The following is an 18,135-nucleotide window of genomic DNA, read 5'->3' on the forward strand; positions in this document are numbered from 1 at the left end:
ATCCGCTAACGTCAATTTGCAACGGATTGTGCATTATGATAAATGCCTTGATAAGGATTTTCATTACGGACATCAGATATGCGCATTGAGGATGGCAATTGGAACCCGACGATCAATGCCGCGTATGCCACTGGCCGCGGCCGCTTCTGCATTGCTCTATGTGAGTTGGAGTACGACGATCCCTTCACGGCGATCATCGAATATGACGACGCTTTCCCGCAAACCTGGTCTCGGACCGACGTGTTGCGCGAAATCTATGCCATCAAGCCCGCTCCCCTCGCCGACCAACCAGGCGCGAGGTTTGCAGCCCTGAGCAATGAGGGTGATGTGTATTGGATCGGGGATCAGACAGTACACGAGACAATCCAGGGTGCCGGGATCCAGAGCCCCGATGCGACAGGCGCAGGAGCCCTCGCCAATCTCGGCTTGATCGAGGGACAGCTCTGGGCTGTCGGGCATGGGGCTCAGATCTATCACAGGACTGCTGATCATCAGTGGGTGAAAATGCCGTTTCACAGCGAGCCTGAGCCCGGCTTCAACGTCATCAGATTTGGAGACATTGCTGGCCCAAGTAAGAATGATTTTTATATCAAAGGATCACTGTCTCCAAAGCTCATAGAGCTGGACGAAAAAACCTTGAAAAGCCTGGAAGGCAACAAGAGTTGGGATGATTGGAATCGTGCATACGAGCTCGCCGAAGAAAACTCTCCGAGCAAAGGATTGGTTACCGAGGGCCGCGCCTACCACTGGAACGGCACGAGCTGGACGGAAATCCCGATTCCCGGCTCAAGCCCGCACACCATCAAGGACATCTACGTCGAAACGCCGGACAAGGTCTGGATGGTCGGCAGCCACGGCACCATCCTGGTCGGCAACGGACGCGACGGCTTCCGGAGCGTCGGCTTCGCGGGCGACACCGAGACCCTTATGTCGATCACGCGCTTCAAGGACCAGTACGTCGTCGCCTCCGACTACGCCCTGCACCTCTTCGACGGCCACCACCTCACGCCCTTCAAGCCGCGGCTGCGCGGTCGCGCGCGACCGACGCCGCTGAAGGTCCAGTCGGTCGACGACGTGCTCTACTACTTCGACTACAAGCGGGGCATCCACCGCTACGATGGCGAGCGCTGGACGGAGATCGTGATCCCGGCCGAACTGCGTGCCCGCGCGTTCAAGGGCCTTGCGCCTCGCTCACCCTGACCGGATCCAGGCCGGGAAGCGAACGCCTCGCCCGCGCGGCCGAGACCGATCCCGATGGGCCAGGCGATGCTGCTGCCGGTGCCGGCGGACGCGCCGGGCCGGGATGATCTGGTCGACGGCGGCGGTGATGGTCCGGCACTGGGACCCCCGGGTTCTGGGGGCGACGATGCCGGTCCTGAACCCTGGGCAGTTCGCCCGCATCCTGGGACCGGCGGCCGAGATCGCCTTCCTGGCCGAGGAATAAAGCGGCGTGCGGCGGGTGGTGGCCGATCCGGCCTTTCCGCCGGATCCGGGTGGCGTGCTGACGATCGGGTCCGAGCAAATCGAGGCGTTGGCGGCGCGACGGCTGACGGCGTCGCACCGGCGCATCGCGGCCTACTTGCGCGAGGCGGCGGCCAGCGACGTCGGCACCGCCTCGGACACGGCGTTGCACGAACACGTCGTGATCAGCGATCGGGTCGGGCGCCACCTCGGTCTGGCGGGTGAGGCGGCGCAGTGCCGCTGGGCGCTGCTGATGCTGCTGAGCCAAGGCCGGATCGCCGGCCATGAGCCGACCCGGGCGTATCTGGCGCAGGACGGCGATTCGCCCGACGGGCACCTGAGACGCCTGTTCGATCTGACGATCGCGGCGATGGGCGAGGCTCGCGATGCGCGTGGGCCGCATCGATGAGCGGGTTGTTCAAGGGGATCGGCGGTTCGGTCGGCGGCGTGATCGCAGGCGGTGCGAGCGGGGTGGTGTAGGGTCTTCCCGGCGCGGTGGCGGGGGGAGCGGCCGGCGGGGCCATCGGGGCTGCGACGGGCGCGAGTGTCGGGGTAATGGCCGGGGCGGGGACGGGGGGCGTGACGATCCCCGTGACGGGGGCGGCTGGTGTTGCGGGCGGGGCGGTGATCGGGAGGGTCTCATCCGGCGCTCGGCGACGAAGCGATGCACTTGCCGGCTCGTCCCCGGGTGGCCCCGTTCCCGGATCTCGCGCCACAGGGCCATGGCGTTCTCGCAGCCCTCGTCGATCCGTCCCGCCAAGTATGCGACGTGCGGATCAAACAGGCTCGGCCCGGCACCGTGAGGCAACCGCGCCGGGAACGCTTCGGCGCTGGCATACTTGCGTACCGTCGCACGAGCCAGTCCCGGCCATGCTCCCACCGATGTTGACACCCAAAAACGAATGAACGATCGTTTCAATCCAAGGATCGCCGAACGGTCCGCGTGAGAATCACGGGTGGAACACGCCGATGCTGCAGCGCGCGGACACCTACGCCGACCTCCTCCAAAACTTCCGCTGGCGGATTCCGGCCCGCTACAACATCGGCACCGACGTCTGCGACCGGCACGCCCCGGGCAACCCGCTCGCGCTGATCCATCTCGACCACGACGGCGCCGTGCGGCGCTACGGCTTCGACGACCTGCGTCGCTGGTCGAACCGGTTCGCCAACGTGCTGACGGCGCATGGCTTGGTGCGCGGCGACCGGATCGGCGTGCTGCTGCCGCAGGCGCCCGAGACGGCGGTGGCGCACGTCACCGGCTTCCGGGCCGGGCTGATCAGCATCCCGCTCTTCGTGCTGTTCGGGCCCGATGCGCTCCGCTATCGCCTCGGCAACAGCGGCGCCAAGGCCGTGGTCACCGATCGGGCCGGCGCCGCGCTCATCGCCGGCATCCGCGACGCGCTCCCCGGCCTGGAGCGGGTCTACTGCATCGACGGGGCGGGGGAGGGCGCGGAGGATTTCCAAGCCCTCTGTGCCTGCGCCTCCGACGCCTTCACCCCGGTCGACACCGCCGCCGACGACCCGGCGGTGATCATCTACACCTCCGGCACCACCGGCGATCCGAAGGGGGCGCTCCACGCCCATCGGGTGCTGCTCGGCCACCTGCCGGGGGTCGAGATGCCCCAGCGCTTCCTGCCGCAGCCCGGCGACCGCTACTGGACCCCCGCCGACTGGGCCTGGATCGGCGGCCTCCTCGACGTGCTGCTGCCGGCCCTGCATCACGGCGTGCCGGTGGTCTCGCATCGGGCGAAGAAGTTCGATCCGGAAGCGGCGTTCCGGCTGATGGCCGAGCAGGGGGTGAGGAACGTCTTCCTGCCGCCCACCGCCATGAAGCTGATGCGCCAGACCCGCACGACGCCCTATCCGGGCCTGAACCTGCGCTCCGTCGGCAGCGGCGGCGAGAGCCTGGGGGCGGAGATGCTGGCCTGGGGCGAGGCGGTGCTCGGCGTACCGGTCAACGAGTTCTACGGCCAGACCGAGTGCAACCTCGTCGTCTCCTCCTGCGCCGATCTGTTTCCGGCCCGGCCCGGTGCCATGGGCAAGCCGGTGCCGGGTCACGACGTGCGCATCGTCGACGGGGAGGGCCTGGAGGTGCCGGACGGCACCACCGGCCACATCGCGGTGCGCCGGCCCGACCCGGTGATGTTCCTCGGCTACTGGCGCAACCCGGAGGCGACGGAGAAAAAATTCATCGGCGCGTGGCTGATCACCGGCGATCTCGGCCGGCGCGACCCGGACGGCTTCCTGTGGTTCGTCGGGCGCGACGACGACGTGATCACCTCGTCGGGCTACCGGATCGGCCCCGGCGAGATCGAGGATTGCTTGCTTCGCCACCCCGCCGTCGCGCTCTGCGGCGTCGTCGGCGTGCCGGACCCGGTGCGGACCGAGGCGGTGAAGGCCTTCATCGTGCTCAAGGACGGCGTCGCGGGCACGCCCGAGCTGGCCCGCGCGATCCAGGATTTCGTGCGCACCCGGCTCGCCGCCCACGAATACCCGCGTCACGTCGCCTTCGTGGAGGAACTGCCGATGACCGCGACGGGGAAGATCGTCCGGCGAGCGCTCAGGGAGCGGGGAGGGGCGTGACGATCGTCCCGGCCTCATGATCGCTCCGTATCAGAGGCCAACAAGAGAATTCTGCCTCCCATCCGCGACCTCATCCCGAGGTGTTAGCCGATTGAAAATCGGCTGACCTCGAAGGAGGGCTCCAGGAATCGCTGAGACCCCTGGAGTCCTCCTTCGAGGTCAGTCCATCTGCAGTGGAATGACACCTCAGGATGAGGTCGCGGGTGGGATTGATGGCCTGAATCGAGCAATCAGGTTCTCAGACACACGCCGCCATCCTGGATTTCGCTGCGCGGCCCCAGGATGACGATCCAAGGAACATCCGGCGACCAACGACCGGGTGCCAGCACGAAACCGGGAGGACACCATGCCGACATCCAAGCTCCGTCGACCATTCCACATCCTGGCGCTCGCGGCCGCATCCCTCCTCACCCTCGCCCAGGCCCACGCCGCCGGCCCCACCCGCGTCACCCTCGGCGTGCTCAACGACCGCGCCGGGCCCTATTCGGACCTCGCCGGCGAAGGCTCGGTGGTGGCGGCCGAGATGGCGGCGTCCGACTTCACGGCGCAGAACCCGGACTTCGACATCCGGGTCCTGTCGGCCGATCACCAGAACAAGCCGGATGTCGGCGCCGGCATCGTGCGCCAGTGGATCGACCGCGACGACCTCGACGTCGTGCTCGACGTGCCGTTCTCCTCGGTGGCGCTCGCCGTGCACCAGATCGTACGCGAGAAGAACCGGCTGATGATCAATTCGGGGGCGGGCGCCTCGGAGATCACCGGGGCGCTCTGCTCGCCCAACACCATCCACTGGACCTACGACACCTGGGCGCTCGCCAACGGCACCGGCGGGGCGATGGTGCGCTCGGGCGGCGACACCTGGTTCTTCATCACCGCCGACTACGCCTTCGGCAAGGCGCTGGAGCGCGACGTGTCGGCGGTGGTCGAGCGCAACGGCGGCAAGGTGCTGGGCTCGGTCCGCCACCCGGTCGCCGCCAACGACTTCTCGTCGTTCCTGATCCAGGCGCAGGGCTCGAAGGCCAAGGTGATCGGGCTCGCCAATGCCGGCAGCGACACCATCAACACCATCAAGCAGGGCGCCGAGTTCGGCGTGGCGGAGGGCGGGCAGCGCCTCGCCGGCCTCCTGGTCTTCCTGAGCGACGTGCATTCCCTGGGGCTCAAGGTGGCGCAGGGGCTGGTGCTGACGGAGGCCTTCTACTGGGACCTCAACGACGGCACCCGCGCCTGGTCGCGCCGCTTCGCCGAGCGGCACAAGGGCCGGATGCCGACCATGGTCCAGGCCGGCGTCTATTCCGGCATGATGCACTACCTCAAGGCCGTGAAGGCGACCGGCAGCAAGGACCCCGCGACGGTGACGGCCGAGATGCGGCGGGTGCCGGCAGAGGACCCGCTCTTCGGCCGCTCCGAGGTGCGGGCCGACGGACGGGTGACCCACCCGATGTACCTGTTCGAGGTCAAGAAGCCGGCCGAGTCGAAGGGCCCCTGGGATTATTACCGCCTGGTCTCGACGATTCCCGCCGACCAGGCCTTCCGGCCGCTGAAGGCCGGCAACTGCCCCCTGGTGACACCATGAAGTTGCATCACTGCGTCGGCGCCCGCTCGTTCCGGCCGCTCTGGGCCCTGGAGGCGCTGGGCCTGTCCTACGAACTGGCGATGCTGCCGTTTCCGCCGCGGGTCCACGCCAAGGAGTATTTTTTCCTCAACCCCCTCGGCACGATCCCGCTCCTCGAGGACGGCGAGGTGCGGATGACCGAATCGGCGGCGATCTGCGAGTACCTGGCGGCGCGCCACGGCGCCGGCGGGCTCGGGGTGCGGCCCGACGAGCCGGAATACGGCCGCTACCTCAACGCGCTGCATTTCGGCGAGGCGACGCTCACCTTCCCCCAGACCCTGGTGCTGCGCTACGGCCGGTTCGAGCCGCCGGAGCGGCGCAATCCCGGTCTCGTCGAGGATTATTCGCGATGGTTCCTGTCGCGGCTGAGGGGCTTCGGCGCCGTGCTGGGCGAGCGCCGCTTCGTTGCCGCCGGGCGCTTCACCGCCGCCGACATCTCGGTCGGCTACGCCTTGATGCTGGCCGAGTTCGCGGGCCTCGGGGAGCAGCTGCCGGACTTCGCCAAGGCGTACTGGGCCGGATTGCAGGCCGAGCCGTCCTACGCGAGGGCGCTCGCGGCCGAGCGGCGGGCCGCCGAGGCGCAGGGGGTGTCGCCGGTGCCCTCGCCGCTCGGCGGATGAGCCCGGATTGATGCCGTAGGGAAACGCCCCAGATCCCCGCCGAACGCGACGGGGACCTTGCACGATGGGACGACGCACGGCCGAGGGGCCGCCATGATTCCGCACCTCGCGACGCCGCGCGCCCTGGCCGGCCTGCGGCGCTCGTTCTCGGAATTCCTCGGCCTGCCGGTCGTGATCGTGCTGGGCTTCGTGGTGCTCGCCCACACGATCGACCGGATCGACAACACCGCCGGGCCGCGGGAGGGATGGGGGCCCCTGCGCACCTTCCTCAGCCAGTATGTCGGCGACACCCAGTCGGCGATCAGCATGCTGTCGACCATCGCCGGCAGCCTGATCAGCGTTACCTCGATCACCTTCTCGATCCTGCTGCTGGCGGTGCAGCAGGGCGCCGCCACCCTCAACTCGCAGATCGTCGATCATTACCTGCGCCGGCGCGCCAACAGCGCCTGGTTCGGCTTCTTCGTCGGCGTGTCGCTGTTCGTCCTCATCACCCTGGTGCAGACCACCCACACCACGGCGCCGGTGCTGGGGGTGATGATTTCGACGCTGCTCGGCGCGGTCTCCCTCGTCGCCCTGGTGGTGCTGATCTACACCACGATCGACCAGACCCGGCCCGTCACCGCCATCGCGACGATCCGCGAGGCCGCGGTCGCGGCGCGGGCCCGCCAGCTACCGCTGCTCGCTGCGACCGCCGAGCCCTCCGGCCCGCCCGGCGACGGCGTCCCGGTCCAGGCCGCGACCGGCGGCTACCTGACCCGGATCGACGCCGACGGGCTCGCCCGGGCGCTGGAGGCGCATCCGGGACGGCGTCTCGTCCTGACGCTGCCCGTCGGCGGCTTCGTGCCGCCGGGCGGGGCGGTGGCGGTGCTGACCGGCGGTCCCGCCGATCCGGCCCTGGTCGAGGCGGTGGGCGCCGCGATGTCCATCGAGGACCAGCGCGACGTCGCCCACGACCCGGCCTTCAGCCTCGACCATATCGGCACGATCGGCTGGACCGCGATCTCGACCGCCCGCTCGGACCCCGCCGTCGGGGCCATCGCGGTCCACGCGCTCCAGCGCCTGCTGCACGACTGGGCGGCGCCGGTGCCGCGTGCGCCCGCGTCCCGGATCGCCTATCGCGACCGCCTGCCGGACCAGGTCCTCGACGCGATCGAGAGCCTGGTCGTCGCGGCGGCGGAGTCGCGCCAGCACCAGAGCCTCGCCCTGATCCTACGCGCGCTGGCGCGCAGCCTTCCGGTCCTGCCGGCGGCCCAGCAGCACGGCGTCGCCCGCCTCGTCGCCACCGTGGCGCCGTCGCTGGCGAGCCACCTGCCGACCCGGATGCTGCGCGAGGACGCCGCCGGCCTGATCGCCGCCTTCCGCCGGACCGGCCGCCCCGACGCCGCGGCGCGCCTGTCGGAGATCCTGGCCCACGTCGTCGAGGAGAGCCAGGATGGCGGTCCAGGGCGTGGGTGAGGGGGCATGGGCGAGGGGGCATGGGTGAGGGGGCATGGGTGAGGGGCCGCCCGGCCGCGCTCACGCCCCCCGTCGAGACCGCCCCGGCGGCGCCGGACACGAGAGGGTGAAGCGTGCGCCCCCGCCGGGAGCCGCGTCCGCCGCGACCGAGAAACCGTGCATCCGGGCGATCGCCGCGACGAGGCCGAGACCGAGGCCGTGGCCCGGGGTGTGGCGGGCGGGCTCGGCCCGGTAGAAGCGGCGAAACACCTGGGCCCGCTCGGCCTCCGGGATGCCCGGTCCGCTATCCGAGACCACGACCGCGCGGCCGGCCTCCCTCGCGGCGTATTCCACCCGCACCGTGCCGCCGGCCGGAGTGAACTTCACCGCGTTGTCGATCAGGTTCGAGACCGCCTCGAACAGGAGGTCGCGGTCGCCCTCGACCGGCGGCAGCCCGGGCGCCACGGCGAGGGACAATGCGACGTCCTTGTCCTCCGCCACCGGCCCGAAGAACTCGGCGGCCTCGCGCACCACCTCGCCGAGATCGACGGGGGCGAAGCCGGCGCGGCGGCGCCCGTGCTCGATCTCGCCGATGCGCAAGACGGCGGTGACCATGGCGAGGGTCTGGTCGATCCAGGCGAGGCCCTGGTCGATCGCCGCCTGCAGCTCGACGACGCTCGTCGCCCGCTCGCGGCTGCGCTCCAGCCGGGCCCGCAGGCGGGTGAGCGGCGTGCGCAGGTCGTGCGCCACCGCGTCGCCGACGCTCTGGACCTCGTGGACGAGGTGCTCGATCTCGTCGAGCATCCGGTTCACCGTACCGGCGAGGCGGTCGAACTCGTCGTTGGCCCGGCCGACCGGCAGGCGCCGGCCGAGATCGCCGCGCATCACCTCCGCCACCGCGACCTCGGTGGTGGCGAGCCGCCGCCGCGCCCGGCCGGCGAGCACCAGGCCGCCGAGCCCCGACAGGACCAGGGTCGGCACGAGGCCGAGGCCGAGCGCGCGCAGGGTCGTGGTGCGCACCCGGTCGATCTCGTCGGTGTCATGGGCGATCACCACCGTGCCGCCATCGGGCAGCGCCAGGGCGGCGGCCCAGATCGCGTCGTCGACGCGGCCCTGGCTCAGATCGAGCACCGCGTCGACCCGGGCGGCGTCGCCGTCCCGGGGCAGGCCGGCGGGCAGGGCGACGAGGTTGCCGGCCCGCCGCGTCCCGTCCGGCCCGAACAGCCCGGCATAGTGGGTGGCGTGCCGGTCCATGGCGATCCAGGTCTCGACCCGCTCCAGCGCCGCCGCCGGCTGGGCGGCCGCGGCGCGCACCTCGAGCCGCAGGGTCTCGGCCAGTTCCTCGCGCATGAAGTCCGCCGTCTGCCAGTAGACGAAGGCGAACATCGTCAGCGCCATCACGGTGGTCCAGGCGGCGATGCCGAGTGCCCAGCGGAAGCCGGTGGAGCGGAAGAGATCAGGCATCGGGCATCAGGGCAAAGCCGATCCCGCGCACGCTGTGGATCAGCGGCGCCTCGCCCTCCGCCTCGAGCTTGCGGCGCAGGCGGCCGAGATGGACGTCGATCAGGTTGGATTTCGGGGTGAAGCGGTAGTTCCACACCTCCTCGAACAGCAGCGCCCGGGTGATCACCTGGCCGGGCCGGCGCATCAGGTATTCGAGGAGCTTCAGTTCCCGCGGCAGCAGGTCGAGGTCGCGGGCGCCGCGCCGGCCGGTGCCGGCGATGAGGTCGATCTCGAGGTCGCCGACCCGCAGCAGGGTCTCGCGGGTGTCGGCCGGGCGGCGCAGCAGCGCCTCGATCCGGGCGGCGAGTTCGGCGAGGACGAAGGGCTTGGCGAGGTAGTCGTCGCCCCCCGCCCGCAGGCCGCGGATGCGCTCGTCGACGTCGCCGAGCGCGCTGAGCACCAGGGCGGGGGTGCGGTCGCCCGCCCCGCGCAGGTCGCGCAGCAGGCTCAGCCCGTCGAGGCCCGGCAGCATCCGGTCGAGGATGATCGCGTCCCAGGGCTCGGCCCGAGCGCGCGTCGCCCCCTCCGGTCCGGTCGCCGCCCAGTCCACGGAATAGCCGCGCCCGCGCAGGTCGCCGAGCAGCTCGGTCGCCGTCTCGGCATCGTCCTCGATCAGCAGAAGCTTCGCCACCGTCCTTCGCCACGCTGCGTGAACCCGACGCCTTGTCTCACGAACCGCGCCGCGATCCTCGGCGGAATCGCACGATGAACGCGAATTTAATGGCGGGCCGGACCGCTGTCGCTAGGTGCTGGAACGGTTCCAATCTGGAGAGGCGAGGGCGGTCGTGGGCGTGACGATGGAGAGGGCGGTGCACCTCGCCCGCGACGAGGACCAGGCCCCGCGCGGGCGGGGCGCGGCATCGGGTGAGCCGGCGCGGCAGCGCCCGTCGGGGCGGGGGCCGGGCGGCGGGCCGTCGCGAGGGGTCGTCGCGCTCCTCGCCGTCGCTGGCCTGCTCGGCCTCGGCTGGTGGCAGCGCGACGCGGCGCGCGACGTCCTTGCGCCGGTGGTACCGGCGCGCCTCGCCCCGCTGCTCGCGCCGCTCCTCGACAAGCCCGGCGCCCCGGCATCCTCGGCCGGGGAGGACGCTGCGAAGGACCCCCAGAAGGACGCCCCCGCCGACCCGAACCTCGTCACCCTCGACGCCGCCGGGCAGAAGCGCCTCGGCCTCGCCTTCGGGCCGGTCGAGACGCGGCGCATCGTCCTGCCGGTCCGCACCCCCGGCACCGTCGCCTTCGACGAGCGCCGCGTCACCCACCTGAAGCCGCGGGCGGCGGGCCGCGTGCTGTCGCTCGCCGTGCAGCCGGGCGACGCGGTGCGGGCGGGCCAGACGCTCGCCACCCTCGACGCCGCCGGGTTGCTGGAAGCCCGCAACGGGCTCGCCGAGGCGCAGGCGAGCCTCGCCGAGGCCCAGGCCACCGAGGCGGTCGCCGCCCTCAACCTCACCCGCGGCCAGGACCTGATGAAGGTGAGCGGCGTGGCGCAGGCCGAGGTCGACCGGCGCCGGGTCGATCTCGCCAAGGCGCAGGCCGCCACCGCCTCGGCCCGGGCCCGGGTCGGGCTCTACACCGCCCAGGTCGCCCGCCTGGCGCCGGAGCCCGGCGCGAGCCCGGAGACGAGCGCCATCGTCTCGCCGATCGACGGGGTCGTCACCAGCGCCGCCCTCAGCCTCGGCCAGGTGGTGGATACCGGCAGCGACGCCTTCACGGTGGCCGATTCGCGCCGGATCTTGGTGCTCGCCAACCTCTACGGGCGCGACATCGACGCCGTGAAGGCGGGGGACCCCGCCACCGTCACGGCACCCGTACCCGACCGGCCGGTCTTCGAGGGGCGGGTGCGCTCGGTCAACGCCGCGATCGACCCGGCGAGCAACACCGCGCCGGCCCGGATCGAGATCGCCAACCCGGACGGGCGGCTACGCGCCAACATGTTCGTCTCGGTCGAGATCGCGGCCGATCTCGACCGCAGCGGCACGACCATGCCGGCCGCCGCCCTGCAGCAGACCGAGGACGGCCCGGTCGCCTTCGTGCGCACCGGCGAGGACCGGTTCGAGAAGCGCGCGCTCACCCTGGGCGTGCAGCGTGCCGACTGGGTCGAGGTCACGGCGGGGCTCTCGCCCGGCGAGACCGTGGCGACGGCCGGCAGCTTCGGCCTCAAGGCGATCCTGCTGCGCGCCCTCCTCGGTTCCACGGACTGAATCCGATGAAGACCTGGTTCGCCCTCCTCGTGCGCCGCCGCTGGCTGGTGCTGATGATCGCGCTCGCCGGCGCCGCCGGGGGCCTTGCCAACCTGCGCGGGCTGTCGATCGACGCGGTGCCCGACATCTCGCCCAAGCAGGTGATGGTGCTCACCCTCTCGCCCGGCCTCGGGCCGCTCGAGGTCGAGCGGCTGGTGAGCTTTCCGGTCGAGAGCGCCATGGCGGGCGCGCCCGGGCTCACCGGCCTGCGCTCGACCTCGCGCTACGGCGTCTCGGCGGTCTACGTCACCTTCGAGGACGGGGTGCCGCTCACGGAGGCCCGCGCCCAGGTCTTCCAGCGCCTGCCCCAGGCGCGTGCGATGATGCCGGCGGGCGTCGGCGAGCCGCAGATGGGCCCGATGGCGACGGGGCTCGGCGAGATCTACCAGTTCGAATTGCGCGGGCCGGCCTACTCGCCGATGGAGCTCAAGCGCCTGCTGCAATGGACGATCGCGCCGCGCCTGAAGCTGACCCCCGGCATCGCCGACGTGAACATCTATGGCGGCCAGCTGCCGACCTACGAGGTCCGGGTCTCGGCCGAGAACCTGCGCCGCTACGGCGTCACCCTGTCCCAGGTCTACGCCGCGCTCGCCGAGAACAACATGGCCCGGGGCGGCGCCTATCTGGAGCACAACGACCAGCAGGAGGTGATCCGGGGCCTCGGCCTCGCCAAGGGGCCGGAGGACATCGCCGGCATCGTGGTGGCGACGCGGCCCGGCGGCGTGCCGGTCACGGTGGCGACCCTGGGCCAGGTGGTGGAGGCGCCCAAGGTTCGCCTCGGCGCGGTGAGCCACGACGCCGCCGGCGAGACGGTGGTCGGCATCGCGATGATGCAGCAGGGCGAGAATGCCAGCGCCGTGGTGGCGCGGGTGAAGGCGACGATCGAGGAGCTGCGCGGGCAATTGCCGCCCGGCGTCGCCATCGTGCCGTATTACGACCGCTCGACGCTGGTCGAGCGCACGATCCACACCGTGGCGCACAACCTCGTCGAGGGCGCGGTGCTGGTCGTCGTCGTGCTGCTCCTGCTGCTCGGCAACCTGCGGGCCGGCCTGGTCGTCGCCGCCGCGATCCCGCTCTCAATGCTGATGGCGTTCGCGGGCATGCGGGTGCTCGGCCTGTCGGGCAACCTGATGAGCCTCGGCGCGATCGATTTCGGCCTCATCGTCGACGGCGCCGTGGTGATGGTCGAGAACGTGCTGCGCGCCCGCGGCGAGCATCCCGACCGTCCGGCCTTCGCGGTGATCCGCGACGCCGCCGCGGAGGTGGCCAAACCCATCCTGTTCGCGGTGGCGATCATCATCCTGGTCTACCTGCCGGTGCTCGCCCTCGAAGGGGTGGCGGGCAAGATGTTCCGGCCGATGGCGCTGACGGTGATCCTGGCGCTCGCCGGCTCGCTCGTCCTCACGCTCACGCTGATGCCGGCGCTCGCCGCGCTGATGCTGGCGGGCCCGGGCATCGGCGAGCGCGAGACCCGCCTCGTCCACGGCATGCGGGCGCTCTACACGCCGGTGCTGCGGCTCGCCGAGCGCCGGGCCGGGGCGACGGTGCTCCTCACCCTGGCGTTGTTCGGCGGCAGTTGCTGGCTGGCGACGCGGCTCGGCGGCGAGTTCCTGCCCAAGCTCTCGGAGGGCTCGATCGTGCTCACCTCCGAGAAGCTGCCGGGCATCAACCTCGACGCCTCGCTGAAGGCGGTCCAGCGGATCGAGACGGTGCTGAAGTCCTTCCCGGAGGTGAAGCGGGTGGTCTCGCTCACCGGCAGCGCCGAGATCCCGACCGACCCGATGGGCGTCGAATCGACCGACAGCTTCGTCACGCTGACCGATCCCGCGACCTGGACCACCGCGACGAGCCAGGACGGCCTCGTCGCCGCCTTCGACAAACGCCTGCGCGAGGAGGTGCCGGGCGTGGCCTACGCCTTCTCGCAGCCGATCCAGATGCGGATGGACGACCTGATCGAGGGCGTGCGCGGCGACGTGGCGATCAGCCTCTACGGCGACGACCTCGCGGTCCTGAAGGACAAGGCCGACGCGATCGTGCGCGCGGTCTCGGCGGTGCCGGGGGCGGCCGACGTCAAGGCCGAGGCCCAGGCCGGGATGCCGGCCCTCTCGATCCAGGTCGACCGGGCGGCGGCGGCCCGCTACGGGGTCGCGGTGAGCGACGTGCTCGACGTCGTCGAGGCGATCGGCGGGCGCACGGCCGGCAGCGTCTACCGGGACGACAACGCCATCACCGACATCGTGGTGCGCCTCAGCCCCGACGACCGGGCCGACCTCGAGCGCATCCGCGCCCTGCCGGTGGGGCGCGACGGCCGGGCCCAGGTGCCGCTCTCCCTCGTGGCCTCGGTGAGCGTGAAGACCGGCCCGGCCCAGATCAGCCGCGAGCGGTTGCAGCGGCGCATCTCGGTCCAGGCCAACGTCCGCGGGCGCGACGTCCAGAGCTTCGTCGCGGAGGCGCAAGCGGCGGTCGCCGCCCAGGTGCCGCTGCCGCCGCGCTACGCCCTGCAATGGAGCGGCCAGTACCAGAACCTGCAGGAGACGACCGCGCGGCTCGTCGTGGTGGTGCCGGCCGCGATGGCGGCGATCCTGGTGCTGCTCGTGGTGATGTTCGGCGATATCCGCCTTGCCGGGCTGATCTTCCTCAACGTGCCGGTGGCGGCGACCGGAGGAATCCTGGCCTTGTATCTGCGCGGGCTGCCGTTCTCGGTCTCGGCGGCGATCGGCTTCATCGCCACCTTCGGCATCGCGGTGCTGAACGGCGTCGTGCTAACGAGCTACATCCGCGATCTCGAGCGTAGCGGCCTCGACCCGGAGGAGGCCGCGACCCGGGCCGCCGAGATGCGCCTGCGCCCGGTGATGACCACCGCCCTGGTGGCGGCCCTCGGCTTCCTGCCGATGGCGCTCTCGACCAGCGCCGGCGCCGAGGTGCAGCGCCCGCTCGCCACGGTGGTGATCGGCGGCCTCGTCACCGCGACGCTCCTCACCCTGGTGGTGCTGCCCACGATCTACCCCCGCATCGCCCGGCTGCGCCTGCCCTTCGGCAGGCCGCCGGATGGAACGGGCGGGACGGAGGCGAGGAAGCGGGCGGTGCTGGACGTGTGACGCGGAGCGCCGGTTCGGCGCCCCGCAGCGATCGACCCGCGGCCTACGCCTCGGCCGATTTCGCCTCGGCCTTCGGGCCGCCCTTGGCGACGCCGACGAGGGCCGGGCGCAGCACGCGCTCGCCGATGACGTAGCCCGACTGCACCACCTGCACGACGGTGCCGGAGGTGACGTCAGGGTTCGGCACCTCGAACATCGCCTGGTGCAGGTTGGGATCGAAGCGCTGGCCCTGCGGATCGACCCGCTTCACGCCGTGGCGCTCCAGGGTCTTGAGCAGGTCGCGCTCAGTCAGCTCGATGCCGTCGACCAGGGCCTTGAGGGCCCCCTCGGCGGTCTCGCGGGCCTCGGCCGGCACGCTCTCGAGGGCGCGGCGGATGTTGTCGGCGGCGTTGAGCATGTCGCGGGCGAAGTTCGTCACCGCGTAGGTGCGGGCGTCGGCCACCTCGCGCTCGGTGCGCCGGCGCAGGTTCTCCATGTCGGCCAGCGTGCGCAGGAGCTTGTCCTTGAGGTCGAGCTTCTCGGCCTCGAGGGCGGCGATCGAGTCGGCGGTCGCGGCCTCCGGCGCGGAGGCGGGAGCGCCCTCGGCAGCCGCGGGCTCGTAAGCCCGCGCGGCGTTCTCCGTGTCGTTCGGCGTCATTGTCATTCCGGAAAAGGGATCTGGGGTGCGCCCGATATCAGGTGGACGGCGGGCGAAATCAAGCTTCGCCGGTGCCGGGCGCCGCCTGACCCGGCTCGTCCGTGAGGGCGGCCTGATGTGTTCCCTTGGCGCCGCCGCGGCGGCCCCGGTCGCCGCGGGGCAGGTCGGCCTCGAACACCGCCATCACGGCCCGGCGGATCGTGGCCTGCCGGTCGGGCTGGGTCACCTTCGTGCCGGTGAGGTCGGTGACGTAGAAGACGTCGACCGCCCGCTCGCCGAAGGTCGCGACATGGGCCGAGGTGATGTTGAGGTTGAGCCGGCCGAGCGCCGAGGTGAGATCGAACAGGAGGCCCGGCCGGTCGAGGCCGGAGATTTCCAGGACGGTCTCCCGGGCCGAGAGCGCGTTGTCGATCGACAAATCGGGGGCGACCTGGAAGGTTCGCGGCCGGTCCTTCGCCGGGTGCTTGTCGGCGACGAGGTCGGCGATGCGGATCTCCCCTTTGAGCGCCCGCTCGATCGCCGTGGCGATGCGGCCGGCCCGGCGCATCTCGTCCTCGTCGCGCTCGAAGGCCCGCGACAGGGTGATGGTGTCGAGGACGAAGCCGTCGGCGGTGGTGAAGATCTGGGCGTCGACGATGTTGCCGCCGGACGCCGCGCAGGCGCCGGTGAGGATGGCGAGCAGCCGCGGATGATCGGGGGAGTAGACGCAGAGTTCGGTCACGCCCCGGGACTGGTCGGTCTCGAAGGCGGTGGCGACCGTGTTGCCGGCCTCGGCCGCGGCGCGGATGAAGCGGGCGTTCTTGAGCTGGCGCCCGGCATCGACCTTGAGCCAGTAATGCGGGTAGTGCCGGGCGGCGTAGGTATCGAAATCCTCCGCCGTCCAGTCCGTCAGTTGCTCGCGCAGGCGCATCTGGATCAGCCGCACCCGGTCGGTGCGCGGGATCTCCGAGCGCCCGCCCGAGAGCACCATCTCGGTCTCGTAGTAGAGCGTGCGAAGCAGCGTCGCCTTCCAGGCGGTCCAGGTGCCGGGACCGACCGCCTTGATGTCCGCAATGGTGATGACCAGCAGCAGCTTCAGCCGCTCCAGGCTCTGCACCACGCTGGCGAAGGTCTCGATGGTCTTGGGGTCGGAGAGGTCCCGGCTCTGGGCCGTCATCGACATCAGGAGGTGGTGCTCGACGAGCCAGGCGACGGTGCTGGTCTCGGCGGCGTCGAGCCCGAGGCGCGGCCCGAGCTTGCGGGCCACCGCCGCGCCGGCGATCGAGTGGTCGTCCTTCCGGCCCTTGGCGATGTCGTGCAGGAACATCGCCACGTAGAGGGCCCGGCGGTTCTGGATCGTGCCGACGATGCGGTGGGCGAGCGGATGCTCGTCCTCCAGCTCCCCGGCCTCGATCTTGGCCAGCACGCCGAGCGAGCGGATCAGGTGCTCGTCCACCGTGAAGTGGTGGTACATGTTGAACTGCATCATCGCGACGATGCGGCCGAAATCCGGCACGAAGCGCCCGAGCACCCCGGTCTCGTTCATGTGCCGCAAGACCGTCTCGGGGGCGTTCTGCGAGGTCAGCAGTTCGAGGAAGAGGCGGTTGGCTTCCGGATCGACCCGCACCATCGGGCCGAGGAGCGCGAGCGAGCGGGTGGCGAGCCGGCTCGCATCGGGGTGGATCGCGAGGTCGTGCCGGTCGGAGAGCCAGAACAACCGGATCAGGTTGACCGGATCGCGCTCGAACGCGGCATCGTCTCGGACGTCCAGGCGCCCGGTATGGATGCGGAAATCGTCCGCCTCCAGATCGGGGGCGCGGAAATGCTGCTTGAAGCGGCGCAGCCAGCGGTCGAGCACCGGCGGGCGCTTGGCGTGGCGGGCCTCCATCTCGGCGCAGACGATGGCGGTGAGGTCGCCGACATCCTTGGCGATCAGGAAGTACGCCTTCATGAACCGCTCGACCGCGGCGAGGCCGCCCCGCGCCCCGTAATCCAGCCGCTCGGCGATGCGCGGCTGCAGCCCGAAGCCCAGCCGCTCCTCGGAGCGCCCGGTGACGAAGTGCATGTGGCAGCGCACCCGCCACAGGAACTCGTCGCAGCGCTCGAACAGCCGGAACTCCTCGGCCGTGAACAGGCCGGCCTCGACCAGGTCCTCGGCCCGCTTCACCCGGAAGGTGTACTTGGCGATCCAGAACAGGGTGTTGAGGTCGCGAAGCCCGCCCTTGCCGTCCTTGACGTTGGGCTCGACGAGATAGCGCGAGGCGCCGCTCTTCTGGACGCGGGCGTCGCGCTCCTTGAGCTTCGCCTCGACGAATTCGGCCGCCGTCCCCTGCACCACCTCGCGGTCGAAGCGGGTCTCCAGCTCCTCGAACAGGGCACGGTCGCCGAACAGGAAGCGGGATTCGAGCAAGGCGGTGCGGATCGTCATGTCGCCCCGGCCCTCGCGCAGGCAATCGGCGACGGAGCGGGTGGCGTGGCCGACCTTCAGCTTGAGATCCCACAGCACGTAGAGCATCGCCTCGACGACGCTCTCGCTCCAGGCGGTCTGCTTGTAGGGCAGCAGGAACAGGAGATCGATGTCGGAGCCCGGCGCCAGCAGGCCGCGGCCGTAGCCGCCGGTCGCCACCACGGCGATCTGCTCGGCGGCGGTCGGGTTGTCGGACCGGTAGAGGCGCTTCACCACCGCGTCGTAGATCGCGCGGATCACCGCATCCATCTGGGCGCAGATCAGCCCGGCGCAGGCATGCCCGTCGCGGTCGGCGAGCAGCCGCCGCTCGGCCTCGGCCCGGCCGGCCTCGATGATGCGGCGCAGTTCCGGTACCAGCCGCTCGCGCAGGCGGGTCGGCTCGCTGAGCGACTGATCGATGCCGGCCAGCATCGCCCGCAGGGCGGCCTCGGTGTCGGACGGGTCGATGACGGCGGTGTCGGGCATGGCAGCCGGGTTCGGGCAAGGGAAGAGGAGCGCGGCCGGATC

13 protein-coding genes are annotated in these 18,135 nt (G+C 71.1%); 9 read left to right on the forward strand and 4 right to left on the reverse strand.

What is annotated here, in order from left to right; translation table 11 throughout:
• The first annotated feature begins 78 nt into the window (after positions 1 to 78).
• The 7 genes from miv_RS33540 to miv_RS27570 all read left to right on the forward strand — a co-directional run bounded on the left by miv_RS33540 (position 79) and on the right by miv_RS27570 (position 7,731).
• Positions 79 to 1,200, forward strand: a complete 1,122-nt coding sequence (locus tag miv_RS33540) for a WD40/YVTN/BNR-like repeat-containing protein (RefSeq protein WP_244748740.1) — start codon at positions 79 to 81, stop codon at positions 1,198 to 1,200.
• A 103-nt stretch (positions 1,201 to 1,303) separates the two neighbouring features.
• A complete protein-coding gene (locus tag miv_RS27545) occupies positions 1,304 to 1,444 on the forward strand; it encodes a hypothetical protein (protein WP_207180101.1) in 141 nt (46 codons plus the stop codon).
• Positions 1,445 to 1,450: 6 nt separating this feature from the next.
• Complete coding sequence (locus miv_RS27550; RefSeq protein ID WP_207180103.1) at positions 1,451 to 1,870, forward strand: hypothetical protein; 420 nt, start codon at positions 1,451 to 1,453, stop codon at positions 1,868 to 1,870.
• Between the two features lie 560 nt (positions 1,871 to 2,430).
• Positions 2,431 to 4,044, forward strand: a complete 1,614-nt coding sequence (locus miv_RS27555; RefSeq protein WP_207180105.1) for an acyl-CoA synthetase — start codon at positions 2,431 to 2,433, stop codon at positions 4,042 to 4,044.
• 346 nt (positions 4,045 to 4,390) lie between these two features.
• On the forward strand, positions 4,391 to 5,617 hold the full coding sequence (locus miv_RS27560; RefSeq protein ID WP_207180107.1) for an ABC transporter substrate-binding protein: 1,227 nt from the start codon (positions 4,391 to 4,393) through the stop codon (positions 5,615 to 5,617).
• On the forward strand, positions 5,614 to 6,276 hold the full coding sequence (locus miv_RS27565) for a glutathione S-transferase family protein (protein WP_207180108.1): 663 nt from the start codon (positions 5,614 to 5,616) through the stop codon (positions 6,274 to 6,276). Before miv_RS27560 ends, miv_RS27565 begins: the two co-directional genes overlap by 4 nt.
• 93 nt (positions 6,277 to 6,369) lie before the next feature.
• On the forward strand, positions 6,370 to 7,731 hold the full coding sequence (locus tag miv_RS27570; protein WP_207180109.1) for a DUF2254 family protein: 1,362 nt from the start codon (positions 6,370 to 6,372) through the stop codon (positions 7,729 to 7,731).
• Positions 7,732 to 7,791: 60 nt separating this feature from the next.
• Here the strand turns inward: miv_RS27570 and miv_RS27575 are convergent, their stop codons facing one another.
• A complete protein-coding gene (locus tag miv_RS27575) occupies positions 7,792 to 9,174 on the reverse strand; it encodes a sensor histidine kinase (RefSeq protein ID WP_207180110.1) in 1,383 nt (460 codons plus the stop codon).
• On the reverse strand, positions 9,167 to 9,844 hold the full coding sequence (locus miv_RS27580) for a response regulator transcription factor (protein WP_207180111.1): 678 nt from the start codon (positions 9,842 to 9,844) through the stop codon (positions 9,167 to 9,169). Before miv_RS27580 ends, miv_RS27575 begins: the two co-directional genes overlap by 8 nt.
• 154 nt (positions 9,845 to 9,998) lie before the next feature.
• Between miv_RS27580 and miv_RS27585 the strand changes: the two genes are divergently transcribed.
• Both miv_RS27585 and miv_RS27590 read left to right on the forward strand, forming a co-directional pair.
• Complete coding sequence (locus miv_RS27585; protein ID WP_244748741.1) at positions 9,999 to 11,408, forward strand: efflux RND transporter periplasmic adaptor subunit; 1,410 nt, start codon at positions 9,999 to 10,001, stop codon at positions 11,406 to 11,408.
• Between the two features lie 5 nt (positions 11,409 to 11,413).
• Positions 11,414 to 14,545, forward strand: coding sequence for an efflux RND transporter permease subunit (locus miv_RS27590; RefSeq protein ID WP_207180112.1), 3,132 nt, complete (start codon positions 11,414 to 11,416; stop codon positions 14,543 to 14,545).
• A gap of 43 nt (positions 14,546 to 14,588) precedes the next feature.
• On the opposite strand, the gene grpE is transcribed toward miv_RS27590, so the two are convergent.
• Both grpE and miv_RS27600 read right to left on the reverse strand, forming a co-directional pair.
• Complete coding sequence (gene grpE, locus miv_RS27595; RefSeq protein ID WP_207180113.1) at positions 14,589 to 15,182, reverse strand: nucleotide exchange factor GrpE; 594 nt, start codon at positions 15,180 to 15,182, stop codon at positions 14,589 to 14,591.
• Between the two features lie 58 nt (positions 15,183 to 15,240).
• Complete coding sequence (locus tag miv_RS27600) at positions 15,241 to 18,039, reverse strand: [protein-PII] uridylyltransferase (protein ID WP_425312994.1); 2,799 nt, start codon at positions 18,037 to 18,039, stop codon at positions 15,241 to 15,243.
• Positions 18,040 to 18,135 lie beyond the last annotated feature (96 nt).

The organism is Methylobacterium indicum, assembly GCF_017347565.1.
Lineage (GTDB): Bacteria > Pseudomonadota > Alphaproteobacteria > Rhizobiales > Beijerinckiaceae > Methylobacterium > Methylobacterium indicum.